This window comes from Collinsella aerofaciens (assembly GCF_001404695.1).
In the GTDB taxonomy this organism is placed as follows: Bacteria; Actinomycetota; Coriobacteriia; order Coriobacteriales; family Coriobacteriaceae; genus Collinsella; species Collinsella aerofaciens_E.
In genome coordinates this window covers 1-25,038 of sequence record NZ_CZAQ01000005.1, presented here as the reverse complement: position 1 = coordinate 25,038, position 25,038 = coordinate 1, and the positions used below count along the sequence as shown (strand labels likewise).

At 61.1% G+C, this 25,038-nt stretch carries 18 protein-coding genes; 14 read left to right on the top strand and 4 right to left on the bottom strand.

Annotated features, from left to right (window positions below; translation table 11 throughout):
* Nucleotides 1-7: 7 nt before the first annotated feature.
* Nucleotides 8-3,754: a phosphoribosylformylglycinamidine synthase gene (locus tag AQ996_RS02195; RefSeq protein ID WP_055250643.1), complete on the bottom strand. Its 3,747-nt coding sequence runs from the start codon at nucleotides 3,752-3,754 to the stop codon at nucleotides 8-10.
* 184 nt (nucleotides 3,755-3,938) lie between these two features.
* On the opposite strand from AQ996_RS02195, the gene AQ996_RS02190 reads away from it, so the two are divergent.
* Nucleotides 3,939-5,501 (top strand): cation:proton antiporter domain-containing protein, encoded by a 1,563-nt coding sequence (locus tag AQ996_RS02190; RefSeq protein WP_055250641.1) that lies wholly within the window; start codon nucleotides 3,939-3,941, stop codon nucleotides 5,499-5,501.
* Nucleotides 5,502-5,622: 121 nt separating this feature from the next.
* Here the strand turns inward: AQ996_RS02190 and AQ996_RS02185 are convergent, their stop codons facing one another.
* Nucleotides 5,623-6,372: an SDR family NAD(P)-dependent oxidoreductase gene (locus AQ996_RS02185; RefSeq protein WP_055250640.1), complete on the bottom strand. Its 750-nt coding sequence runs from the start codon at nucleotides 6,370-6,372 to the stop codon at nucleotides 5,623-5,625.
* A gap of 223 nt (nucleotides 6,373-6,595) precedes the next feature.
* Entirely contained in the window at nucleotides 6,596-7,939 is a 1,344-nt protein-coding gene (locus AQ996_RS02180) for a homoserine dehydrogenase (protein WP_055250638.1), read from the bottom strand.
* A gap of 218 nt (nucleotides 7,940-8,157) precedes the next feature.
* On the opposite strand from AQ996_RS02180, the gene AQ996_RS02175 reads away from it, so the two are divergent.
* The 8 genes from AQ996_RS02175 to AQ996_RS02140 all read left to right on the top strand — a co-directional run bounded on the left by AQ996_RS02175 (nucleotide 8,158) and on the right by AQ996_RS02140 (nucleotide 15,378).
* Nucleotides 8,158-8,442 carry a hypothetical protein gene (locus AQ996_RS02175; RefSeq protein WP_055250636.1) on the top strand — a complete coding sequence of 95 codons (285 nt, stop codon included), beginning with the start codon at nucleotides 8,158-8,160 and terminating at the stop codon, nucleotides 8,440-8,442.
* A gap of 271 nt (nucleotides 8,443-8,713) precedes the next feature.
* On the top strand, nucleotides 8,714-9,901 hold the full coding sequence (locus tag AQ996_RS02170) for an ABC transporter substrate-binding protein (protein ID WP_055250634.1): 1,188 nt from the start codon (nucleotides 8,714-8,716) through the stop codon (nucleotides 9,899-9,901).
* Between the two features lie 139 nt (nucleotides 9,902-10,040).
* A complete protein-coding gene (locus AQ996_RS02165) occupies nucleotides 10,041-10,922 on the top strand; it encodes a branched-chain amino acid ABC transporter permease (protein WP_055250632.1) in 882 nt (293 codons plus the stop codon).
* Nucleotides 10,923-10,931: 9 nt separating this feature from the next.
* Nucleotides 10,932-12,011, top strand: coding sequence for a branched-chain amino acid ABC transporter permease (locus tag AQ996_RS02160; RefSeq protein WP_055250630.1), 1,080 nt, complete (start codon nucleotides 10,932-10,934; stop codon nucleotides 12,009-12,011).
* Complete coding sequence (locus AQ996_RS02155) at nucleotides 12,001-12,861, top strand: ABC transporter ATP-binding protein (protein ID WP_055250629.1); 861 nt, start codon at nucleotides 12,001-12,003, stop codon at nucleotides 12,859-12,861. The genes AQ996_RS02160 and AQ996_RS02155 overlap by 11 nt, the downstream gene beginning before the upstream one ends.
* The gene (locus AQ996_RS02150) at nucleotides 12,862-13,575 is read left to right on the top strand and encodes an ABC transporter ATP-binding protein (protein WP_006234438.1); all 714 of its coding nucleotides are present in this window, start codon (nucleotides 12,862-12,864) and stop codon (nucleotides 13,573-13,575) included.
* Nucleotides 13,576-13,899: 324 nt separating this feature from the next.
* Nucleotides 13,900-14,577, top strand: a complete 678-nt coding sequence (locus tag AQ996_RS02145) for a copper homeostasis protein CutC (protein WP_055250627.1) — start codon at nucleotides 13,900-13,902, stop codon at nucleotides 14,575-14,577.
* 3 nt (nucleotides 14,578-14,580) lie between these two features.
* Nucleotides 14,581-15,378: a DUF4931 domain-containing protein gene (locus AQ996_RS02140; RefSeq protein ID WP_055250624.1), complete on the top strand. Its 798-nt coding sequence runs from the start codon at nucleotides 14,581-14,583 to the stop codon at nucleotides 15,376-15,378.
* A 30-nt stretch (nucleotides 15,379-15,408) separates the two neighbouring features.
* On the opposite strand, the gene AQ996_RS02135 is transcribed toward AQ996_RS02140, so the two are convergent.
* On the bottom strand, nucleotides 15,409-16,407 hold the full coding sequence (locus tag AQ996_RS02135) for a bile acid:sodium symporter family protein (protein ID WP_055250622.1): 999 nt from the start codon (nucleotides 16,405-16,407) through the stop codon (nucleotides 15,409-15,411).
* Nucleotides 16,408-16,681: 274 nt separating this feature from the next.
* On the opposite strand from AQ996_RS02135, the gene recJ reads away from it, so the two are divergent.
* The 5 genes from recJ (at nucleotide 16,682) to AQ996_RS02110 (ending at nucleotide 25,037) form a co-directional block, all read left to right on the top strand.
* The gene (gene recJ / locus AQ996_RS02130; RefSeq protein ID WP_055250620.1) at nucleotides 16,682-19,969 is read left to right on the top strand and encodes a single-stranded-DNA-specific exonuclease RecJ; all 3,288 of its coding nucleotides are present in this window, start codon (nucleotides 16,682-16,684) and stop codon (nucleotides 19,967-19,969) included.
* Nucleotides 19,970-19,984: 15 nt separating this feature from the next.
* Nucleotides 19,985-22,345, top strand: coding sequence for a RelA/SpoT family protein (locus tag AQ996_RS02125; protein ID WP_055250618.1), 2,361 nt, complete (start codon nucleotides 19,985-19,987; stop codon nucleotides 22,343-22,345).
* An 84-nt stretch (nucleotides 22,346-22,429) separates the two neighbouring features.
* Nucleotides 22,430-23,113 (top strand): MBL fold metallo-hydrolase, encoded by a 684-nt coding sequence (locus AQ996_RS02120; protein ID WP_055250616.1) that lies wholly within the window; start codon nucleotides 22,430-22,432, stop codon nucleotides 23,111-23,113.
* Between the two features lie 195 nt (nucleotides 23,114-23,308).
* Nucleotides 23,309-24,175, top strand: a complete 867-nt coding sequence (gene fba, locus AQ996_RS02115; RefSeq protein ID WP_006234429.1) for a class II fructose-1,6-bisphosphate aldolase — start codon at nucleotides 23,309-23,311, stop codon at nucleotides 24,173-24,175.
* 253 nt (nucleotides 24,176-24,428) lie between these two features.
* Nucleotides 24,429-25,037 (top strand): hypothetical protein, encoded by a 609-nt coding sequence (locus tag AQ996_RS02110; protein ID WP_055250614.1) that lies wholly within the window; start codon nucleotides 24,429-24,431, stop codon nucleotides 25,035-25,037.
* Nucleotide 25,038: the final 1 nt, after the last annotated feature.

The window sequence follows — 25,038 nt, the reverse complement described above, 5'->3', positions numbered from 1 at the left end:
GGAAGCTTTAAGCGAAGTAGGCTACGCCGCTCTCAAAGATCGGCATGAACTTATCGCCGGGGACATGTTCGGGCACGTTGCGGTACAGGTTGTCGCCGCGACGCTCGGCATGGCCCATCTTGCCCAGGACGCGGCCGTCGGGGCTCGTGATGCCCTCGATGGCGAGTGCGGAGCCGTTGGGGTTGACGGAAAGATCCATGCTGGGCTTGCCGTCCTCGCCCACGTACTGCGTGGCGACCTGGCCGTTGGCGATGAGCTGGGCGAGCACCTCGTCGTTGGCGACAAAGCGGCCCTCGCCGTGGCTGATGGCGACGGTGTAGGGGTCGTCGAGGCTACACTGCGACAGCCACGGGGACAGGTTGGACGAGATACGGGTGCGCACCAGACGGCTCTGATGGCGACCGATGGTGTTAAAGGTCAGCGTGGGTGCATCCGGCGTGGCGTCGACGATGTCGCCATAGGGCACCAGGCCGAGCTTGACCAGGGCCTGGAAGCCGTTGCAGATGCCCAGCATCAGGCCATCGCGGGCCTTGAGCAGGTCGCGGACTGCCTCGGTGACCTCGGGAGCGCGGAAGAACGCCGTGATGAACTTGGCGGAGCCGTCGGGCTCGTCACCGCCCGAGAAGCCGCCGGGGATCATGACGATCTGGCTTGCACGGATGCGGCGGGCAAGCTCGTGGGTGCTCTCGGCGACGGCCTCGGGCGTGAGGTTGTTGATCACGAAGGTATCGGCCTCGGCACCGGCGGCGCGGAAAGCGCGGGCACTATCGTACTCGCAGTTGTTGCCGGGGAACACGGGGATAATCACGCGCGGACGGGCGATCTTGGCGCCGCCGTACACGTGGATGTCCTTGGCGCGGAAGTCGATGGCCTCGACCTCGGGGGTCTCGCCGGCGCTGCGGTAGGCGAAGACGCCCTCGATGCCGCTCTCCCAGGCCTCCTGGAGCTCGGCGAGCTCGATGACCTCGGAGCCGGTGTCGATGACATAGCCCTCGACGGTGGTGCCCAGGGGCTCGACGACAACGCCGTCGGCGACCTCGGGCAGCTCGGCATCCTCGGCGAGCTCGACGATAAAGCTGCCGTAGAGCGGGGTGAAGAGACTCTCCACGTCTACATCCTCGGCAAGCTCGATACCGATCTGGTTGCCGACGCACATCTTAAAGAGGCTCTCGGCGCCGCAGCCGTAGCCGGGCGTGGAGATGGCCAGGGCGTTGCCGGTAGCAGTGAGCGCCTCGACGGCGTCAAACGCGGCGAGCAGCTGCTGAGCATCGGGGCGGTAGTCCTCGCCATAGGTGGCGGGGGCGATGCGGACGACGCGGTGCGTGAGGCCCTTGAACTCGGGCGAGACGGCGCGGGCGGCCTTGCCCACGGCAACGGCGAAGCTGATCAGGGTCGGCGGAACGTTGAGCTCGCCGGCCTCGTCCTCAAACGAGCCGCTCATGGAGTCCTTACCGCCGATGGCGCCGGCACCCAGGTCGACCTGGGCCATAAGGGCGCCCAGGACGGCAGCCATGGGCTTTCCCCAGCGCTCTGCCTCGGTGCGCAGACGCTCAAAGTATTCCTGGAAGGAGAGGTAGGCGCGCTTGTGCTCAAAGCCGGCGGCAACGAGCTTGGCGATGGACTCGACCACGGACAGGTAGGCGCCCGCAAACTGGTCGGCTTCCATCAGGTAGGGGTTGAAGCCCCATGCCATGGCGCTTGCCGTGGTGGTCTCGCCGTCCACGGGGAACTTGGCGACCATGGCAGAGCTGGGGGTGAGTTGCGTCTTGCCGCCAAAGGGCATGAGCACGGTCGCGGCGCCGATGGTGGAGTCGAAGCGCTCGGAAAGGCCCTTGTTGGAGGCGACGTTAAGATCGGTGACGAGCGAGGTCATGCGCTCGGCAAGCGTGGTACCGGCCCAGCTGGGCTGCCACACGCTGCGGGCGCAGACGTGGGCGACCTGGTGTTTGGGCGCACCGTTGGAGTTGAGGAACTCGCGGGACAGATCGACGATGGCAACGCCGTTCCAGGCCATGCGCATGCGCGGCTCGGCGGTAACCTCGGCGATGACGGTTGCCTCCAGGTTCTCCTCGGCGGCGTAGCCCATGAACTCCTCGACGTCACCGTCGGCGACGGCGCAAGCCATGCGCTCCTGGGACTCGGAAATGGCGAGCTCGGTGCCATCCAGGCCGTCGTACTTCTTGGTCACGGTGTCAAGGTCGACATACAGGCCGTCGGCAAGCTCACCCACGGCGACCGAGACGCCGCCGGCGCCAAAGTCGTTGCAGCGCTTGATCAGACGGCAGGCGTCGCCGCGGCGGAACAGACGCTGCAGCTTGCGCTCGACCGGGGCGTTGCCCTTCTGGACCTCGGCACCCGAGGTCTCGATGGACTCGGTGTTCTGGGTCTTTGAGGAGCCGGTGGCGCCACCGATGCCGTCACGGCCGGTGCGACCACCCAGCAGGATGATCTTGTCGGTGGGGGCGGGGCACTCGCGACGAACGTGGTTTGCCGGGGTGGCGCCCACGACGGCGCCAACTTCCATGCGCTTGGCCACGTAACCGGGGTGATAGAGTTCATTAACCTGACCGGTGGCAAGGCCGATCTGGTTGCCGTAGCTGGAGTAGCCGGCGGCAGCGGTGGTCACGAGCTTGCGCTGCGGCAGCTTGCCCTCGAGCGTCTCGGAAACCGGGACGGTGGGGTCGCCGGCGCCGGTGACGCGCATGGCCTGGTACACATAGCTGCGGCCCGAGAGCGGGTCGCGGATAGCGCCGCCCACGCAGGTGGCGGCACCGCCGAAGGGCTCGATTTCGGTCGGGTGGTTGTGGGTCTCGTTCTTAAAGAGGAACAGCCAGTCCTGGTCCTCGCCGTCGACATCGACCTTCACCTTGACGGTGCAGGCGTTGATCTCCTCGGACTCATCGACATCGGTCATGACGCCGGTCTTCTTGAGGTACTTGGCGCCGATGGTGCCCATGTCCATGAGGCAGACGGGCTTGGCGTCGCGGCCGAGTTCGTGGCGCATCTCCATGTAGCGGTCGAAGGCCTGCTGCACCACGGCGTCGTCGATCGTCACGTCGTCCAGGACGGTGCCGAAGGTGGTGTGGCGGCAGTGGTCGGACCAGTAGGTGTCGATCACGCGGATCTCGGTGATGGTGGGGTCGCGGTCCTCATCGCGGAAGTACTGCTGGCAGAAGGCGATGTCCGCCTCGTCCATGGCAAGGCCGCGATCGGCGATAAAGGCGGCAAGGCCGGCCTCGTCGAGCTCGCGGAAACCGTCGAGCACTTCGACAGGCTGCGGCTCGGGTGTCTCAATGTGCAACGTCTCGGGCAGGTCGAGCGAGGCGATGCGCGCCTCGACGGGGTTCACCACGTAGTGCTTGATGGCCTCGATGGCGGCCTCGTCCAGGGCGCCCGAGATCATATAGACCTTGGCGGAGCGCACGGCGGGGCGCTCGCCCTGGCTGATGAGCTGCACGCACTCGCTGGCGGAGTCGGCGCGCTGGTCAAACTGGCCAGGCAGGAATTCGACGGCAAAGACGGCGCCATCGCTTGCGGGGAGCTCGTCGTAGGTCACATCGACCTGGGGCTCGCTAAAGACGGTCGGCACGCAGGAGCGGAAAAGCTCCTCGTCGATGCCCTCGACGTCGTAGCGGTTGATGATCCTCAGGGCCTCGATGCCCTTGATGCCGAGAATCTCGGTCAGCTCGCCCTTGAGCTGCTGAGCCTCGACGTCGAACCCGGGTTTCTTCTCCACGTAGATACGAGAGACCATTGGTTCCTGCCTTCCTGATCGGTTGGGCGTACGGTACGGTATGCGGCAGCGGTCGGTTTGCGGGGTCTGCCCTGCGGTCGCCTTGAGCCACATGTTTGTAAACCTCACTATGATACGACAGCTCGCGGCGCGTTGAGGACGGCGAGGGTGCTACAGTGAAGCGCAAACAAGAGAAAGGCATCACATGGCATTCGTTTCACTCGCCATCATCGCGCTCGTGGCCTTTGCAAGCCCCTTCATCGCCTCGGCGATTCCCGGAAAACCCGTTCCCGAGACGGTCTTTTTGCTCGTGTTCGGTGCGGTGCTGGGACCCCATATGCTCGGCGTCATCCATGTAGATGCCGAGGTCTCGCTGGTGTCCGAGCTCGGTCTGGCCTTTTTGTTCCTGCTCGCCGGCTTTGAGATCGACCCCAAGAGCATCACGGGCGTCGAGGGGCGCTACGGCTTGGCGACGTGGGTCGTCACGTTTGGTATCGCCTGGCTTGCCGTGCGCTTTACCCCGTGGTTCTCGGTCAGTCATTTCGACGGTATCGCCGTGACGCTTGCCCTCACTTCTACGGCGCTCGGCACGCTCGTGCCCATCATGCGCGAGCGCTCGCTCACCGGCACGCGTGTGGGCGACTCGATTCTCGCGTATGGCACTTGGGGCGAGCTCGGTCCCGTGCTCGCCATGTCGGTGCTGCTGTCTGCTCGCACTGGCATCCAAACGCTCGTAATCCTTGGCTTGTTTGCGGTGGTTTGCGTGTTACTGGCCGTGGTCCCGAGCCGTTCCAAGCGCGTCGGCAGCCGCTTCTTTGCGTTTGTCGAGGAGCGCGCCGATACCACGTCGCAGACCTTCGTGCGCCTGACGGTGCTTATTTTGGTCACGCTCGTGGCGTTCTCGGCCGTCTTTGATCTCGACATCGTGTTGGGTTCTTTTGCCGCCGGCTTTGTCCTGCGCTATATCATCCCCGAGGGCAACCATACGCTCGAGACCAAGCTCGACGGCCTGGCCTACGGCTTTTTGATTCCGGTGTTCTTTACCGTATCGGGCGCAAAGATTGACCTGACGGCCGTGGCGTCGCGTCCGGGCTTGCTCGCGGGCTTTATCGTGGCGTTGCTGATTATTCGTGCCGTGCCCATCCTCATCTCTATGGGCATTTGTCCTGCGACGCGCGATGTGTCGGCGTATGGTCGCATTACCGTGGCGCTCTACTGCACCACGGCCCTGCCGATCATCGTTGCCGTGACAAGCGTTGCCGTCAACGCGGGCGCGCTGTCGCAAGATATTGCGTCGGTCATGGTTGCCGCCGGTGCCATCACGGTGTTCTTGATGCCGCTGCTCGCGCAGCTCTTCTACCGCGTGGTCGATGCCGCGCCGGTCGCCGCCGTGGCAGAGGTTGCCGAGCATCCTTCCGACGCGCTCGACATCCTGCGCGCCCATCACGATTTGGCGAGCCTGCTCGCACGCGAGCACGAGCTGCTGACCTCGCATGGACATGGTCGCGTATTCGAGGGCTTGCCTACGCTCGATACGATTGCCGAGCGTCTTTCCGCCGAGGCAGCGAACGGCCACATCGATGCCCGCATCGTGGACGCGGCGCATCTTCTTGCCGATAAGACCTATGGTGATGAGCTTGACCCGTCCGAGCTGACTCCGCGTGAGCGCCGCCGCCTGGAGCGCGCCAAGCTCGCCGTGCACGAATACCGCCGCCGCATGCTGGAGCTCTACGCGCGCGATGAAGCCCAGGACGACGACGGCAAGTAGCAAGGAGTGTCGGGATACGGGTTCCGTCCAAATAATAGAAGGCGCGCTGCCTGCGGTTGATGCGGACAGCGCGCCTTTTGCGTTGAACTCTGTTGAGGTTCGAAGCCGAAACTTTCGACCTTTAGGAGCGGGCTGCCCCGTCGACGGGGAGGATGGCGCCCGTGACATAGGAGGACATGTCGCTCGCAAGGAAAACGAAGGCGTTGGCAACGTCCTCGGGCTCGCCCATGCGACCGAGCGGAATAGTGGCGATGATGGGCTTGATGACCTCTTCGGGCAGGTTGGCGACCATATCGGTCTTGGTTACGCCAGGCGCGACGGCATTGACGCGAATACCCATGGGGGCGAGCTCGCGCGAGAGCGACTGGACCATGCCGTTGACGGCAAACTTGGACGTAGGATAGCCGACGCCGGAGGGCTGGCCATACTTGGCGACCATTGAACTCGTGGTGGTGATGGTGCCGCCGTGGCCGGCCTCGGTCATGATCTTGGCGGCAGCCTGGTGACCATTAAAGACGGCGACGACATTGAGGTCCATGACCTTTGCAAACTCTTCTGCCGTGTAATCCAAAAGGGGCGAGCGCTGGGAGATGCCGGCGTTGTTGACGACCGTGTCCAAGCCGCCCATATCGGCGGCAGCCTGGGTAAAGGCCTCGGTTACGGCTTCGAGCGAGGTGAGGTCGCAGGAGCGACCCCAGACCTTGGCCTCGGGATAGGCGGCTGTCAGCTTCTCAACGGCCGCGTCGGCAGTCTCCTGGCGCGAGCCAAAGACGGTGACGGTGGCACCCTCCTCGATAAAGCGGCAGGCGATGGCATAGCCGATACCGCGCGTGCCTCCGGTGATGATTGCTTTCTTGCCCTCGAGCAACATGGTGCCTCCATTCTTCGGGGGTGGACGTACGCAGCACAGGATAGCGGCGGACAAAAGCAAACGTGCCTGCTTATCGGTGAGCGGTATCCCTGGTTGACACCGAACGGTCAAATTGTTCAAACGCGGATCGCGTCAATGCGCCCCGAGCGTGCAAATAAAAGGGCTCCCGTCCAAGACCAGACGGGAGCCCTTCGAGCAAATGCGTTGTGGGGTGTAAACCGAACTAGTTGGCCATGACACCTTCGGTCCAAGCCTCGACGTCCTCGATGCGCAGGACGTTGGCGACCTCGGCCACGCAGTCGACGCTGGCAAGCTCGGCGGCGGCAGCCTGGACGTCCTTCTCGAGTGCGCGGTGCGTCAGGAAGATGACCGAGCAGGCATCGCTGACACCCGACTTGCCGTCCTCGACTTGGTTGATGAGCGAGATCGAAATGTTGTGCTTGGCAAAGATGTCGACCGTCTCGGACAGGGCGCCCACGCGGTCGGCGACCTTCAGGCGCACATAGTACTTGGTCTGGAGCTCGTCCATGGGCTTAAAGGCGAGGTTGTGACCATAGGGCTCAATCTCGGGCAGCGGAGCCACGCCCCGGCTGATCTGCTCGGAGAGCGACAGGATATCGCCCACGACGGCGCTCGCGGTGGGGAAGGAGCCTGCGCCGGCACCGTAGAACATGGTCTCGCCCACGGCATCGCCCACTACGTAAACAGCGTTCATGGCGCCGTTGACCTTGGCAAGCATGTGGTCGGCGGGGATCAGCGTGGGATGCACGCGGACGTCGACGCCGGCGTCGGTGTTGCGGGCGATGCCGAGCAGCTTAATGGTGTAGCCGAGCTCGCGGGCCTGGGCGATGTCCTCGGCGCCGATGGTGCGGATACCCTGCTGGTACACATCATCGGTGGTCACGCGGGTGCCAAAGCCGATGGAGGCGAGGATCGCCGTCTTGCTGGCGGCATCGAAGCCGTCGACGTCGGCGGACGGGTCGGCCTCGGCATAGCCCTTGGCCTGTGCATCGGCGAGCACGTCGGCGTAATCGGCGCCCTCGGCGTCCATGCGCGACAGGATGTAGTTGGTGGTGCCGTTGAGGATGCCGGCGATGGTCAGGATCTTGTTGCCCACCAGATCGTGCTCAAGCGTGCTCACGATGGGGATGCCGCCGCCGCAGCTGGCCTCGCACTTAATCTGCACGCCGCACGCGCGTGCCTTCTTGGCAAGCGTCTCGACGTGACGGCCCAGCAGGGCCTTGTTGGCAGAGACGACGTGCTTGCCGTGCTCAAAGGCAGTGGTGAAGATCTCGGTTGCGGGATGCTCGCCGCCGATCAGCTCGACGACGATGTCGACGGCGGGGTCGGTGACGACATCGTGCCAGTCGCTCGTAAAGGCCTCGCGCTCAATGCCTGCCGCCTCGGCCTGCTCCCAGGCAAGCGCGCAGGCGCGGGTCAGCTTAAGGTCGATGCCGTAGGCTGCCAGGTACTCATCGTGGTGGCTCTTGATCAGACGGGCCACGCCGCCGCCGACGGTTCCCAGACCGATGAGGCCGACGTTCACGGTGCGCAGGGGTTCGCTCATAGATAGCTCCTTCGTGCATCTTATGGATGGATAAATCGCTTAAAGGTTGAGTGCATTCTAGCGTGAACCGAGGACGCGTGCTCGCCAGGCAACAGGAGTCGCACAAAACGGCACCCCCGAAACGCTGCGGAAACATTGGAAACACGCTCGCTACAAACGAACTTCCGTAACAAACTGTCAACGTTTGCACCATAAGGTTTGCCCTGTGCGACTGGGGCATGCAGGCGCTCGTCGGCCCCGTCACCACCGGTGCCGCCGTCGCCGTCTCGGGCGAGATCGCCGATGCCTTTGCCGAGCAGGCCAAGGCGTCCAAGCTCGACATCGTCGATACCGAGACCTTTAAGGACGACTCCTCCACGAGCTTTATCAACCAGCCGACCAAGGCCATGCGCAAGATCAAGATCGAGGGCCTGACGGGTGAGCTGACGTGGAATGACGAGGGCCAGGTCGAAAAGCCCGCTACGGCCTATGTGATCCAGGACGGCAAGTACATCGCCGCCTAAGCGCGCATAAAGCGCGACCGGTGAGGCTGTTTTATTCAGGGCGGGGACGCTTGTAACAGAACGGAAACATTGCTTTTACACAATAAAGTGGCTTTACTGCATAAAGTAATAGAAATACGCAGAAATATGGATAAATGAACAAATCCAAAGAAAAGTTGAAATAATCGCCACTTTTCCTAACTAAAGCGTCTACTATTTTGCGAACGCCGAACACGGCGAAGGATGGCCTGTCGGGTAACCAAAACCCGACGAGATTTGAGAGGAGAGCCGCATGTCGAGCCTCACCGGTAAGTCATTGAACCCTGTTATGAATCGCAGGAGCGTTATCGCGAGCGCAGCAGGTCTGGGGGCGATGTCCATTCTAGCTGGCTGCTCCTCCAACGGCGGCGACAGCGGTTCCGCTTCGGGCGACGCTTCGTTTAAGATCGGCACCATCGGCCCGCTGACCGGTGCCGCCGCGTCCTACGGCAAGTCCGTTACCCAGGGCGTCGAGCTTGGCTGCAAGGACTTCTCCACCAAGGAGCTGCCGCTTGCCAGCAAGGCCGAGGACGACCAGGCCGACGGCGAGAAGGCCGTCAACGCCTTTAATACCCTGCTCGACTGGGGCATGCAGGCCCTTGTCGGCCCGACCACCACGGGTGCGTCGGTTGCCGTTGCCGCAGAGTGCGGTAACGACCCCAAGACGTTCATGATCACCCCGTCCGCGTCCTCCGAGGACGTCACCGACGGCAAGGATTGCGTCTTCCAGGTTTGCTTTACCGACCCCAACCAGGGCGTCAACGCTGCCAAGTTCCTGGCGCAGAAGTATGCGGACGAGAAGTTCGTGCTGTTCTATAACTCCGGCGACGCTTATTCTTCGGGTGTCGCGGATGCCTTTAAGGCCCAGGCCGCTGAGTCCAAGCTCGAGGTTGTCGACGAGGAGACCTTTAAGGACGACTCCGCCACGAGCTTTACCAACCAGCTGACCAAGGCCAAGCAGGCCGGCGCCACCATGATCTTTGCACCAATCTACTACACGCCGGCGTCCGTCCTGCTCAAGAACGCCAAGGACATGGGCTACGACGTCAAGATGATGGGCTGCGACGGCATGGACGGCATCCTGGGCGTTGAGGGCTTCGACACTTCTCTTGCCGAGGGCCTGCTGCTCATGACCCCGTTCTCCGCCGACGACGAGAAGAACGCCGACTTCGTCAACGCTTACAAGGATAAGTACGGCGATACCCCCGACCAGTTTGCCGCCGACGCCTACGATGGCGTGCACGCGGTGGCCGAGGCCCTCAAGGAGGCCGGTCTTGGTGTCGACGCCGACCCGACCGAGGTCGCCGAGAAGCTGCCCAAGGCTATGCTCAAGATTACCGTTGACGGTCTGACCGGCAAGCTCACCTGGAACGATAAGGGCCAGGTCCAGAAGGACCCCACGGCGTACGTTATCACCGATGGCAAGTACGTACAGGCTTAATAGACCGCCTTACATAGAGCGGTTTTGATCCCAGGCAGGGGAGGTTTTGGCCTTCCCTGCTTGCTTGGTATCTAGGGACAGTGTAACGTCCCTGTTTCATACATTAGCTGGAAACCTATTCGAAAGGGGGATGTGGAACATGACGGTCTTTATCCAATACCTGGTCAACGGCCTGTCCATGGGCAGCGTCTACGCCATCATCGCGTTGGGCTACACCATGGTCTACGGTATCGCCAAGATGCTCAACTTCGCTCACGGCGACGTCATCATGGTCGGTGCCTATGTCTCGTTCTGTGCCACGTCGTATCTCGGCCTCCCGGGCTGGGCATCTGTAATTCTCTCTTGCGCGGTCTGCACGGTTCTCGGTGTTCTCATTGAGGGCCTGGCCTATAAGCCGCTGCGCCAGGCGGGGCCGCTGGCCGTTCTGATCACGGCTATCGGCGTGTCTTACTTCCTGCAGAACGCCGCGCAGCTTCTGTGGGGCGCCACGCCTAAGAACTTCACTTCGCTCGTCACCTTCCCGGTGCCGGAGTTCTTGGCCAAGTTCAACGTGAGCGCCGTGTCGCTCGTCACCATCGTCGCCTGCCTGGTTATCATGGCCGGCCTGATGTTCTTTACAGGTAAGACCAAGATGGGCAAGGCAATGCGTGCCGTGTCCGAGGACAAGGCCGCCGCTCAGCTCATGGGCATCAACGTCAACCGCACCATCTCGATGACGTTTGCCATCGGCTCGGCACTTGCCGCTATCGCCGGCGTGCTCCTGTGCTCCTACTCGCCGGTGCTGCAGCCCACCACGGGCGCCATGCCCGGCATCAAGGCGTTCGACGCTGCCGTCTTCGGCGGCATCGGCTCCATCCCCGGCGCCTTTGTTGGCGGTATTCTTATCGGCATCATCGAGGCGATGGCACAGGCTTACATTTCCACGAGCCTTGCCAACTCCATCGTCTTTGGTGTTCTGATCATCGTCCTGCTCGTCAAGCCTGCCGGCCTCTTGGGCAAGTACGTCCCCGAGAAGGTGTAGGTGAGCGTTATGAAGTTTCTTAAAGACAAGCAGACGCGTCACGACTTTGTTACGTACGCCATGTGCCTTGTGGCGTTCGCCATCGTGTTCTTTATGCAGTCTAACCACATGATTCCGCGCATGATCGCCGGTCAGCTGGTCCCCATTACGGCCTATATCGTCATGGCCATTTCCCTCAACCTCGTCGTCGGTATCGCGGGCGACTTGTCGCTGGGCCACGCGGGCTTTATGAGCGTCGGCGCTTATACGGGCATCGTTACCGCCGTCGCCCTCGAGAGCGCCGTTCCCTCCGATCCGGTGCGTCTTGTCATCAGCATCGTGGTCGGCGCCATCGCTGCTGCCATTCTGGGCTTTTTGATCGGTATCCCGGTCCTGCGCCTGAGCGGTGACTACCTGGCCATCGTGACCTTGGCTTTTGGCGAGATCATCAAAGAAATCGTCACCTGCCTCATTGTGGGTGTCGACTCCCGCGGCCTGCACGTGATCTTTAACATCACGGGTAACTCCACGATCGACGACCTGCACCTGCTCGAGGACGGCACCGCCATCATCAAGGGCGCCCAGGGCGCCTCGGGCGTGTCGACGTACTCGACCTTCCTCGCCGGTGCCATCCTGGTTATGGTCGCACTCGTGATCGTGCTCAACCTGGTTCGCAGCCGTACCGGCCGTGCCATTATGGCCGTGCGCGACAACAAGATCGCTGCCGAGTCCGTGGGCATCTCCGTCACCGAGTACCGCATGATCGCCTTCGTGGTTTCCGCCGCTCTCGCCGGCGCTGCCGGAGCCCTCTTCGGCGGTAACTTCTCGCAGCTCTCCGCCACCAAGTTCGACTTCAACACGTCCATCCTCATCCTGGTGTTCGTGGTCCTGGGTGGTCTGGGCAATATGCGCGGTTCCGTCATCGCGGCGGCGTTGCTCACGGTGCTTCCCGAGCTGCTCCGTCAGTTCTCGGACTACCGCATGCTCATCTACGCCATCGTGCTGATCCTGGTCATGATCTTTACCAACAACCCACAGCTCAAGGCGTTCTTCGCACGCATTAAGGACCGCTTTGCTTCCAAGAAGGAGGTGGCAGCCGATGCCCAGTAAGTTTGAGTTCAACAAGGGCAAGATGGTCCCGTATCCTTCTGGCGCCATCGTTCCCGATCGCGACCTGGGCGAGCGCCCGGCGCTCGAGTGCATCCACCTGGGCATTGAATTCGGCGGCCTTAAGGCAGTCGACGACTTTAGCCTAACCATCGGCAAGACTGAGATCGCCGGTCTCATCGGCCCCAACGGTGCCGGCAAGACTACGGTCTTCAACCTGCTCACCAAGGTGTACCAGCCCACGCACGGCACCATCCTGCTCGACGGCGAGGACACCTCGGGCGAGTCGGTCTATCAGGTCAACCGCATGGGTATTGCCCGTACCTTCCAGAACATTCGCCTGTTCAACACCATGACGGTGGAGGATAACGTTAAGGTCGGCCTGCACAACCAGGAGCGCTACTCCGGCTTTGAGGGCGTGCTGCGCCTGCCGACGTATTGGAAACACGAGAAGGCCGCCCACGAGCGTGCAATGGAGCTGCTGTCCATCTTTGATATGGAGCACCTGGCAAACGAGCAGGCCGGCTCGCTGCCTTACGGTGCTCAGCGTCGTCTGGAGATCGTCCGCGCGCTTGCCACCAACCCCAAACTGCTGCTGCTCGACGAGCCTGCCGCCGGCATGAATCCGTCCGAGACCGCGGAACTCATGGAGAACATCGTTAAGATTCGCGACACCTTTGGTATCGCCATCATGCTTATCGAGCACGACATGTCGCTCGTCATGAATATTTGCGAGGGTATCTGCGTGCTCAACTTTGGTAAGGTCATCGCCAAAGGCACGGCCGAGGAAATCCAGAACAACGACGCTGTTATCGAGGCGTATCTGGGCAAGCAGGATAAGGGGGAGAACTAAATGGCAGAGCCGATGCTTTCCGTCTACAACATCAATGTCTGGTACGGCGCCATCCACGCCATCAAGGACATCTCCTTTAACGTCAACGAGGGCGAGATCGTGGCTCTGATCGGTGCGAACGGTGCCGGCAAGTCCACGACGCTTAAAACCGTCTCGGGCCTGCTGCGTTCCAAGACCGGCTCCATCAAGTTTATGGGCGAGGACATTACCCATACGCCTGCCGACAAGCTGGTGGGCAAGGGCTTGGCTCAGGTCCCCGAGGGCCGTCGCGCCTTCTTGCAGATGACGGTCGAGGAGAACCTGGAGATGGGCGCCTACACGCAGCCAAAGTCCACGGTTGCTCCGGGCCTTGAGCGCGTCTACGAGCAGTTCCCGCGCCTGAAGGAGCGCCGTCGCCAGGTCGCCGGCACCCTTTCGGGCGGCGAGCAGCAGATGCTCGTTATGGGCCGCGCTCTTATGAGTAACCCTAAGCTGCTCATGCTCGATGAGCCCTCTATGGGCTTGGCACCGATTCTGATTGAGCAGATCTTCCAGATCGTCGAGGATCTGCATAAGGCCGGAACCACAGTGCTCCTGGTCGAGCAAAACGCACAGATGGCGCTTTCCATCGCCACACGCGGCTACGTGCTCGAGACCGGCAAGATCACCATGACCGGCACCGGCCAAGAGCTGCTGCACGACGATAACGTGCGTAAAGCCTACCTGGGCGGCTAGATAGTTACGGCGTTTTGCCAAACGCCGTAACCAGCCGACGCTGCAAGCCCGCCAGAGCGGCAATCTGCCTTTCAACTTCGGCGGCATGACCAGAAGGTCAATGCTGCCTTGTTTCAAGGCACCTTGTTCGCTCTGGCGGGCTTTCGCTGTCGTTGCCAAAACATCGGCGTTGTGGCAGATGCCAACGACTACCCCCTTTAAGTTGCGGTGAAATAGGGACTAAATGGGAGCCTCAGAGGCCAAAACAGTCCCTATTCCACCGCAACTTCATGGGGGCGTGCGACAATGCCCATCGGAAAACGTTTGCCATCTGGGGGTCTATCTATGCTGTACGAGTTTTGTGCCGAGAACTTTGAGCGGGTGCCGGCGGCTATCGATGCCGGTGCAAAGCGCATCGAGCTGTGCGACAACCTTGCCGTCGGTGGCACTACGCCCTCGGCTGGTGTTATCAGCGCTACGGTCAGCTATGCTCACGAGCATGACGCACGAGTGATGTGCATGATTCGCCCGCGTGGCGGTGACTTTCACTACAACCAGGACGAGCTGCGCATGATGGAGATGGACTTGGGTCTTGCCGTGAGCGCCGGCGCCGATGGCTTGGTCTTTGGCTGCTGCAAGCCTTGTGCCGGCGGCTGGGCGCTCGACGAGCTTACGTTGGGCGCCCTCGTGATGGCCGCGGGCTGCGCGACCGAGGAGTGCAAGCGCGAGTCCCTTGACATCACCTTCCACATGGCGTTTGACCAGCTCTCGCCCGAGGCTCAGCTCGATGCCGTCGACACACTCGCCGACTGCGGCATCACGCGTATCCTGACGCATGGTGGTGCTGCCGGAACGCCGATCGAGGACAATCTGGAGCACCTATCGCGTCTTGTCGAGTATGCGGGCGACCGCCTGACCATCCTTCCCGGCGGCGGCATTTCCACGGCCAACCGCGATACCGTGGCGGCGGCATTGGGCGTCTCCGAGCTCCATGGCACCAAGATCGTGCCGCTGGAGGCGTAACCCGTGGCGCTGGTATTTGACGTTCAGCAGGCGAGCGGCAAGCCCGACGACAACCGGCGCCCTGGCACCGCGTGCCCCTTTTGCGATACCGAGGGACTCGCCAATATCATCCGGCGCGACGGCGACTGCATCTGGCTCGAGAATAAGTTCAAAACCCTGCGCGCCACCCGTCAAACCGTGCTGATCGAGTCAGCCGATCACGATGCCGACCTGGTGACCTATGAGCCAGATGAACTCCACCATGTGATGAGGTTTGCCCTGGATTGCTGGCAGCAGATGATCGATTCACGGCAGTATCGAAGCGTGCTCATGTACAAGAACAAGGGTCCTCTCTCGGGCGGTAGTCTCGTTCATCCGCACATGCAGATTGTGGGTTTGGAGCAGGAAGACGGCTATGCTTCGTTGACTTCCGCCAATTTCGAAGGCATCAATGTCTGGCAACAGGGGAGAATCGCGGCCAACATCTCAACCGAACCGATTATGGGGTTCTTTGAGGTCAACGTTTCAGCCCCGCAGGGAATCGCCGCCAGCGATGACACAAGAGACCAAGCCGAGGCAGATCTCTTCGCCGATGCGATCCAGGTGGCTCTGCGCTATATCCTGAACGAGCACCACGGTGGTCGCGCAGAGTCGTACAACTTGTTCTTCTATCACCTGGGCGGTCGGACCATTGCCAAGGCGCTGCCGCGTTGGGTGGTTTCGCCCTACTTTGTCGGCTATCGTTTGGCCCAGGTCAATGCCGAGACAACGCTCGATATCGATGCTGAGCGCTTGCGTGCGCATCTGGAAACGCTCGTATAGCAAGATTAACACCCGTGTAATGCGGACAGTCTAGCGCGCCATGGCGTCGCGGCCGGCCTCGACACGCTTGCGCTGGGCGGCGCGCTCCTCGCCGGTCAGACGCTCAAAGAGATGCCCGATAAACGAGGCGAGTATCTGCTGAAACAGCGTTCCGCACATGACGGGAAACACGACTTCGCCTGGAAAGTACTGTGTGGCGATGACGGCGCCCGAAGAGATGTTACGCATGCCGCAGGTAAAGCACATGGTAGTCGTCTCGCTATATGGCAGATGCAGCGCACGGGCGACCAGAAAACCGACGACAAAGCCGCTGATGGCGAAGGTCAAAATAAAGAGGGCGACTTCCAGACGCATCGCGTTCATGTGCAGGACGTACTCGCTCATGGCGGTGGAGTTGGAGGCGATAATGCCCATCATCATGAACTTGCAGGCGGGCGAGAGCGCGGGGGAGAGCTTCTCGTGTCCCCATCCACGTGTGAGCTCGTTGATCACGATGCCGAGCACGGCGGGGATGGCGATCATAAAGGCCATGTCCTGCATCATGCTCGGCACATCGATCGAGACGGTGGCACCCAGCAAGAGCTTCAGCGTGAGCGGAATCGTCACAGGCGAGATAACCGAGGACGTCAGGATGATGGTGAGCGCGAGCGGGCCGTTGCCGCCGAACATGCTAATCCACATAAAGGCAGTGACCGCCACGGGTACGCTGTACTCGAGCACGATGCCGCAGACAAGGTTGGGATTGGAGCCAAAGAACAGCGATCCCATGGCATAGGCTGCTATGGGAATAAGCACCGCCGAGACGAGCAGCGCCAAAATCAGGTGCAGGGGACGGCGGAACACCTCAGCGACCTGGTGGAAGGTGTTGCTGAGCGCACCTTGGAACGTCATAAAGGCGAAGAGGGCGGGAACGATGGGCTTAAGTACTCCGATCTGCTGGGGAAAGAGCACGCCGAGCGTTACGCAAATCGGAACGATGACCTGCATATGCCCCGCGAGGAACTTTCCCAGTCCAACCCATTGCTTCATATGCCCCGTGACTCCCTTTATCCGCGAACTCGTTTGAATGGATATGCTAGACGCTCGCATGCGTCCGTGCGTCAGAAACGCTCGATTATTTCGAGGCTATTACCGGCCTCGTTTACCGAAACCAGGGCGTGCCGCGAGGCTCTGCGTCCGTGCCGCACGGTATAATAAATCCGTTCAACAGATCTGCCTGCCGAAGCGGGCATACACAGAGGACTCATCGCTATGAACCGTGAGAGGTATCGCGGCGACCTGCCCCTATCGGGGGTGGGCGCCTATGTCATCGCTTAAGACGACGCATCGCTGGGCGGTCGCTCAGCAAAATCCCGAGCTCGAAAAGGAGCTTTCGGCTGGTCTGGGCATACCCGGGCTGGTGGCGCGCATTATGGTTGCGCACGGCATTACATCCATCGAGGAAGGCCAGCTGTTTTTGACGCCTTCGCTCGATCGCGACTGGGCGGACCCGCTTGTTATTCCGGGCATGGCGGTCGTCGCCGACCGCGTTGAGCGTGCTATTCGCAACCACGAGCGTATCGCCGTCTTTGGCGATTTTGACGTCGACGGCATTACGTCGACTTGTCTGTTGACCGAGGCGCTACGTTCGTTTGGCGCCAACGTCACGCCGTTTATTCCGCACCGCTTTGACGAGGGCTACGGCCTGTCGCGTGCGGCGCTCGACCGCGTCAACGAGCTTGCTCAACCCAACCTGATTGTGACCGTCGATAACGGTATTGCTGCCAAGGAAGAGGTCTCCTACCTGGAGAGCCTGGGGATTGATTTGGTGGTCACGGACCATCACGAGCCGTCCGACCAGGTGCCGCAGGGCGTGCCCCTGACCGACCCCAAGCTCGAGGACGAGGGCCCCTCGCGCGAGCTTGCCGGTGCCGGTGTGGCGCTTAAGCTGGTACAGGTCCTGGGCGAGCGTTTGGGCAAGCCGTCGTATTGGCGTTCGCTGATAGAGGTCGCGGCGCTGGGCACCGTGTCCGACATGATGCCGCTCACGCCCGAGAATCGCGCACTGGTCGCCGAGGGCATCCAGCAGATGCGCGTGACGGCCCGCCCCGGTTATATCGCGCTTGCCGCACTTGCCAAGGCCGACCTTTCTACCATTACGGCCGACGGCCTGTCGTTTTCGCTCATCCCTCGTCTGAATGCTGCCGGCCGCATGGCTGATCCCAAGCTGGCGCTCGACCTGCTGCTTGCCCGCGACCCCATCGAAGCGAGCGCGCTTGCCGCCGAGCTCGAGGAAATCAATCGCCAACGCCGCGAGATCGAGGCCGAGCTTACGCGCGATGCCATGGCGAAGGTCGAGGAGACTTATGACGGCGGGCGCGCGATTGTCGTGGGCGGCGAAGGTTGGCACGAGGGCGTCAAGGGCATCGTGGCGAGCCGCCTCACCAACCGTTATCACGTGCCGGCGCTGCTGTTCTCGATCGAGGACGGTATCGCTCGCGGTTCGGGTCGCTCGGTGGGCAAAGTCAACCTGTTCGACGCCGTAGAACGCTGCTCCGACCTGCTGATTCGTCGCGGCGGGCATGCCGGTGCGGTGGGCGTGACCATCGAGGCATCCAAGCTCGATGAGTTCCGCCGTCGCCTTTCGGCCGTGCTATCGGAGCTTCCTGCCGATGACTTTGAGGACACTGACGAGGTTGCCGCCACCGTTGACCTCTCCGAGCTGAATATCGAGACCATCGAGCAGATTTCCCGCCTTGAGCCGTTTGGCCAGGGTAATAAGGTGCCGCTGCTGGCTGCCGAGGGTGTGACGATGTGTGACCGCGCCGTGGTGGGTAAGACCGGCGAGCATATGCGTTTCGTGGCGACGGATGGCGCCGCAAGTGTGCCGGCCATCATGTTTCGTGTGCCGCAGATCGACAGGCTTATCAATTGCGACAGCGCCGTCGACTTGGTGTTCGAGGCCGTTGCCGAGCATTGGCAGGGGCGCGTGAAGCCCAAACTCATGATCAAAGATGTCTTGCTACGCGATGCCACGGCGCCCAATATCGACGATCCGGCATGTGAGCTTCGCCGCGGCGTACAACCGGCGGATTCTGGCCTGCGCCTGGAGTCGCGTAAACGCGAAACGCTCGCTCAGCTTTCCTATACCGAGCTCACGCGCTCGCTCATTCACAGCTTTATCGGATCGAACCAGCCGCACCGCGCACAGGTCGAGGCGCTTGACGCCCTGGCCGACCACCAGAGCGTTTTGGCCGTTATGGGAACGGGTCGCGGCAAGTCGCTCATCTTCCATGTGCACGCCGCGCGCGAGGCGGTCCTTCGTGGGCGGGCGAGCATCTTTGTCTATCCGCTGCGCGCGCTCGTTGCCGACCAGGCTTATCACCTCTCGTCGACGATGGCTGCGCTCGGCATTGGCGTGGGCGTGTTGACCGGCGAGACCGTGGAGGCAGCGCGCGATGACGTGTTTGCCGGTCTGGCTTCGGGCCGCACCGGCATCGTTCTCACGACGCCGGAGTTCCTGTCTATCCATCGCGATCGCTTTGCGCGTTCTGGACGTATTGGCTTTGTCGTTATCGATGAGGCACACCATGCCGGTCTTGCCAAAGGCGGCGACCGGAGCGCCTACCTTGACATGCCCGATATTCTCAAAGCCCTGGGCGATCCCGTTGTCATGGCGGCAACGGCTACCGCGACGGCCCCAGTCGTGGCGGAGCTTGCTCGTGTATTGCCGATTACCAGGACGGTGGTCGACGAGACCGTTCGCGAGAACCTACAACTCGAGGACGACCGTGACCTTGCGAGCCGCGAAAATCGCCTGGTGTCGATCGTGGCGACGGGGGAGAAGACCGTTATCTACGTGAACTCGCGCGACCAGTCCGTGGCGCTTGCCAAGACGTTGCGCAAACGCGTGCCCGACTGCGCGACCCATATTGCGTTCTATAACGCCGGGCTTGCGCGCTCCGATCGCCGCCGTGTCGAGGAAGCCTTTAGAGACGGAAGTCTCAGCTGCATCGTTTCAACTTCGGCCTTCGGTGAGGGCGTCAACCTGCCCGATATCCGCCATGTCGTGCTCTACCACATGCCGTTTGGTGCGATTGAGTTTAACCAGATGAGTGGCCGTGCCGGCCGCGATGGACAGCCCGCCGTGATTCACTTGCTCTATTCGTCGCGTGACGCTCGTATTAATGAGCGCCTGCTCGATTGTTACGCGCCCGAGCGCGATGAGCTTGTCACTCTCTATCGAGCGCTGCAGACCATGTGGCGCTCCAACCGTGGCAAGACGGGGGACGATTCATTCTGCGCGAGCGATATCGACATTGCGCAGATGTGTCTTGCCATCGATGCCCGCACGCCGGTCGACGAGCGCTCGGTGGAAAGCGGCCTGGGAATCTTCGAAGAACTCGGTTTCTGCCGCGTTTCGGGGTTTGACGATACGCGTCGCATCGCGATGGCGGAAAACCCCGGTCGCGTGCAATTAAGCAGGTCAATTCGCTATTTGGAGGGCTTGCGCTCGCGCATGGAGTTCACGGCTTTTCGGAGCTGGGCGCTCGATTCGTGCGCTTCTGATATGCTAGCCAAAGTTAATCGCCCGATCGTACCGCGGGCCTAGGGGAAGGGGACCTCGATGGACGCCGCAGCCCGTACCGCCCATGATTCCACCCTCCAGCCGTTTTCGGAGATGGAGCACTATAAGCATGCCGATGAGCTGCCGCCCGAGATTATGGCGGACAGCTACGACAAGCTGGAGCGTCTGTGCCTCAAATATATGAACGAGGACGACTTCTCCAATGTGGAGCAGGCCTACTGCTTTGCTGCCGAGAAGCACTGCAACCAAAAGCGGCGCTCGGGCGAGATGTACATTAACCATCCCGTCGAGGTAGCTATCATTCTGGCTGACCTCAAGATGGACTGCGATGTGGTGTGCGCCGCGTTGCTGCACGATACCGTCGAGGACACCGAGACCTCGCTTGCCGATGTTTCGGGTCTGTTTGGCGAAACCGTGGCAGGGCTCGTCGACGGCGTGACCAAGCTCACCAACATTGAAGTCGACAGCATGGACGAGAAGCAGGCGCTTACGCTGCGCAAGATGTTCCTCGCCATGTCCAAGGACATCCGCGTCATCATCGTCAAGCTCGCCGACCGCCTGCATAACATGCGCACGCTTGCCGCCCTGCGCGAGGACCGCCGCCTGTTTAAGGCACGCGAGACCATGGACGTGTACGCGCCTTTGGCCGACCGCCTGGGCATGAGTTCAATCAAGTGGGAGCTCGAGGACCTGTCCTTTTTCTACTTGGAGCCCGATGCCTACCAGCGCATCGCGCGCATGGTATCCGAGTCGCGCGAGGTTCGCGAGCGTTATCTGGCCGAGACCATCAAGACGCTCACCGATGAGCTCAATCGCATTGGTCTTGAGGGCTTTCAGATCAACGGTCGTTCCAAGCACTATTGGTCCATCTATCAAAAGATGAAGCGCAAGGGCAAGGAGTTCTCCGAGATTTACGACCTGGTGGCGCTGCGCGTCATCACTCATTCGGTGCGCGATTGCTATTCCACGCTTGGTGCCGTGCATACCCTGTGGCATCCCATGCCCGGTCGTTTTAAAGACTATATCGCCATGCCCAAGGTCAATAACTACCAATCGCTTCACACGACGGTTATCGGCCCCACGGCCCGTCCGCTCGAGATTCAGATTCGAACCTACGAAATGCACGAGCAGGCCGAGTACGGCATTGCCGCCCACTGGCTGTATAAGAAATCGGGCGGATCGTCTGCGTCTAAGACCAATGATGCCCAGCGTCTGGACGACCAGATTAACTGGCTCAAGCACTCACTCGATTGGGCGGCGTCTGACGAGATCACCGATGCCAAGGAATACTTGCACTCGCTGAAGGTCGACTTGTTTGACCAGGAGATTTTTGTCTTTACGCCCAAGGGCGAGGTCATGGCGCTTCGTGCCGGCTCTACACCGCTCGACTTTGCCTACGCCGTTCATACCGAGGTCGGTAACCACTGTGTCGGCGCCAAAATCAACGGTGCGGTGGCGCCGCTCACGCACGAGATCAAGACGGGTGACCGTGTCGAGATTCTGACTAACAAGAGCTCTAAGCCGTCGCGCGATTGGCTCAAGATCGTCAAGACACCTTCGGCCAAGTCAAAGATTCGCCGTTATTTCGCCGCCGCGACCAAGGATGACGACGCTGCCGCCGGCCGCGATATACTGGCCAAGGACCTGCGTAAGCGCGGGTATGGCATCTCTACGCCACGATCCACGCGTGCGCTCAACGCCGTGGCGGAGCAGTTTAACTTCAAGCAGCTCGAGGACCTTTTTGCAGCCGTTGGCGCGGGCAAGGTCGCCCCGCGCGCTGTGGGCAATAAGGTCGAGCAAATCTTGGACCCCAAGCCCGAGGAACAGCTCACCAAGGCCGAGGCTATCGCCGAGGTCGTAAAGCAGCCCGCTCGCGGCTCCAACCGCAAGCCGCAAAAGCGCGGTAAGAGTGCCAGTAACGGCATTATCGTCAAGGGCGAGAGCAACAGCGGCCTGCTGGTCCGTCTGGCTCATTGCTGCAACCCCGTGACGGGCGACGACATCGTCGGCTTCATCACGCGCGGTCGTGGCGTTTCGGTGCATCGCGCCAACTGCCCCAACGTCAAGGGCCTTATGGAACATCCTGAGCGCATGATTGACGTAGAGTGGGATGGTGCTGCCGATACGCTTTTCCAGGTCGAGATTGTGGTCGAGTGCCTGGACCGCATGGGCCTGCTCAAGGACGTCACCATCGCCATTGGCGATGCAGGCGGCAATATCCTTTCTGCCGCCACGTCGACCAACCGCGAGGGTATTGCAACCCTGCGCTTTATGGTCGAGATCTCGGACGCGAGTGGTCTGGATCCACTGCTGGCCTCCATCAGCAGCGTTGACTCGGTCTACGACGCGCGCCGCCTGATGCCCGGCGAGGGTGGAGCCCAGCTTAAGCGTCGCGTTTAGTCGCGACGAACGTGCCACATTTTCGATATTCGCTACACTCGAGGCATCGTTCGATGCCTCGAGTTCTATTGAGAGGAGAGGGACATGAATGCTGTGTCCTTGGATTTAACTCCCAAGGGATCGGTCAAGATCGAGACGCTCGTAAACGGTCCCATTCAGACCAATAGCTATGCTGTTATTTCGGACAATGAGTGCGTGATTATCGACCCCGCATGGGAAGGCGGGCGCTTGGTGGAGCATATTCGAGCCGAGCATCCCGGCGTACGCATGCTTGGCGCCGTATGCACTCATGGCCATGCTGATCATGTTGGTGGTGTTGCCGGCGTACGAACCACCGTTGGCGAGGGCTGCCAGTATGAGCTGTGTGCCAAGGATGTGGCGGTGCCGCATGCGAACATCGAGGAACAGCGAGCTATGTGGGGCATTGAGACGCCCGACCCTGGGGAGCCGACGCGCCTGCTCGCCGAGGGCGATGCAATCGAGGTGGGCGATATCTGCCTGCAGGTGATCGAGACACCAGGGCATACGCCGGGCGGGATCGTCTTGTTTGCTGCCACCGAGCAGGGGAACATTGCCTTTGTGGGCGACACCCTGTTTCCGGGTGGGCACGGCCGTACCGACCTTTCCGGCGGAGACGAGGCGGCGATTCTGCGCTCGCTCTCCAAGCTCGCCCGGCTTCTCCCGCCCGATACCGTTTGCCTAACCGGCCATGGCGATTCGACCACCATGGCACGCGAGCTCATGCAGAACCCTTTCATGCAGGTGTAGCTTTATAGTCAGCTCCTGAAGCACGAGAAGCGTCCAAACGTCAAGCTATTTTTCCCCAACGGGTCGATTCCGTAGGGCAAACGGTCAAAAAAAGTCTGTTTGGACGATATTCGTGAACAAACGAACGTTTATGCTCGGGTACGCCGTGGTAAAATCTCAGGCGTTATCGGAGCAACCTTACAGGAGGTTTCTTTTATGCTCGTCAACGCAGCAGACATGCTCAAGAAGGCCGAGGCCGGCAAGTACGCTCTCGGTGCCTTCAACACCAACAACCTCGAGTGGACCCTGGCTATTCTCCAGGCCGCCGAGGAGGCCAAGTCTCCGCTGATCCTTCAGTGCACCGCTGGTGCCGCTAAGTGGATGGGCGGTTTCAAGGTCTGCGCCGACATGGTCAAGGCTGCCGTCGAGGCCACGGGCGTTACCGTTCCCGTCGCCCTTCACCTCGATCACGGTTCTTACGAGGACTGCTTCAAGTGCATCGAGGCCGGCTTCACGTCCATCATGTATGACGGCTCTCACGAGGAGACCTTCCAGCTTAACCTCGACCGCACCAAGGAGCTCGTTGAGCTTGCCCACTCCAAGGGCATGTCCATCGAGGCCGAGGTCGGCGGCATCGGCGGCACCGAGGACGGCGTGACCTCCAACGGCGAGCTCGCTGACCCTGCTGAGTGCAAGCAGATTGCTGACCTGGGCGTCGACTTCCTCGCCTGCGGCATCGGCAACATCCACGGCGTGTATCCCGCCGACTGGGCTGGCCTTTCCTTCGAGCGTCTGGGCGAGATCAAGGCTCAGACCGGCGACCTGCCCCTCGTTCTGCACGGTGGTACCGGCATCCCCGAGGATCAGATCAAGAAGGCCATCTCCCTGGGCATCTCCAAGATCAACGTCAACACCGACCTGCAGCTCGTCTTCGCCAAGGGCGTCCGCGAGTACATCGAGGCTGGCAAGGATCAGCAGGGCAAGGGCTTTGATCCCCGCAAGCTCCTCAAGCCTGGTCGCGACAACATCGTTGCCCGCACCAAGGAGCTCATGGAGGAGTTTGGCTCCGTCAACAAGGCGTAAGCGTCGCTAAACTTCCCGCCGGAAGCCCCGTCCCCCTACACTGTTTCCTTTGCGCTCACCTGGCTTCGCCAGAAGTCGCGCCAAGGAAACAGTTCCGGGAGACGGGGCTTCCTTCGTTTAACGCCGCAGGGTTACTGGGCTGAATTCATTTTTAATAGGTACCGTTTATCGGTGTTGAGGGTTCCTTTATTGGGGCTTTCTTTTTTATCTCGCTACAATGGGCTTCAAGAGTTCTAATGACTTGGAGTTTGGTATGGCTGTTATTGATGTGCTGCCTTCGGATGGGAAGGTTATTGACGAGGGTCCTGTTGGTTGCTCTGTTGATGTTTGCTGCGATGACTTTCGTCATCTCGATATTGAACTGCCGCCCGAGATTCTTCGTCTCAAGGATGCCGGCTATTTGACGCGGGCTGTTGCTGCCTGCGATCGCCTTTTGGAGCAGAATCCTGAGCCTTCCCTGGCAGCCTGCGTTCGTGCCGAGCGGTATCGCATGCTCGAGACGCCGCTTCATTTTTCGGTGTCGCGTGATCTGGCTATTGCGATGATTCGCGAGGAGTGGCCTGAGTTTACCGAAGAGCAGTTTGATGACCTGATTAATCGTAAGCGAATTGACTGGCGCTTTATCGATGGCGAGCTGTTTGTTCTCGATAACTTCCTCGATTCGCTTCGCGTGTACCCCAGGGAGGTTCCGGGTCTGCGTCCCGATTCTACGGACGGAATTGCGCTTCGCAACCAGATGCTCAAGGAGATGGAGTCGCAAAACGGGTTGAGTGGGACCTCGGACGTTTTTCCGGACCATGTCCCGGCGCTATGCCGCATGGTACCTCTCCTCGCGATACTCCCTAATGGTCTTCCATCCTAGG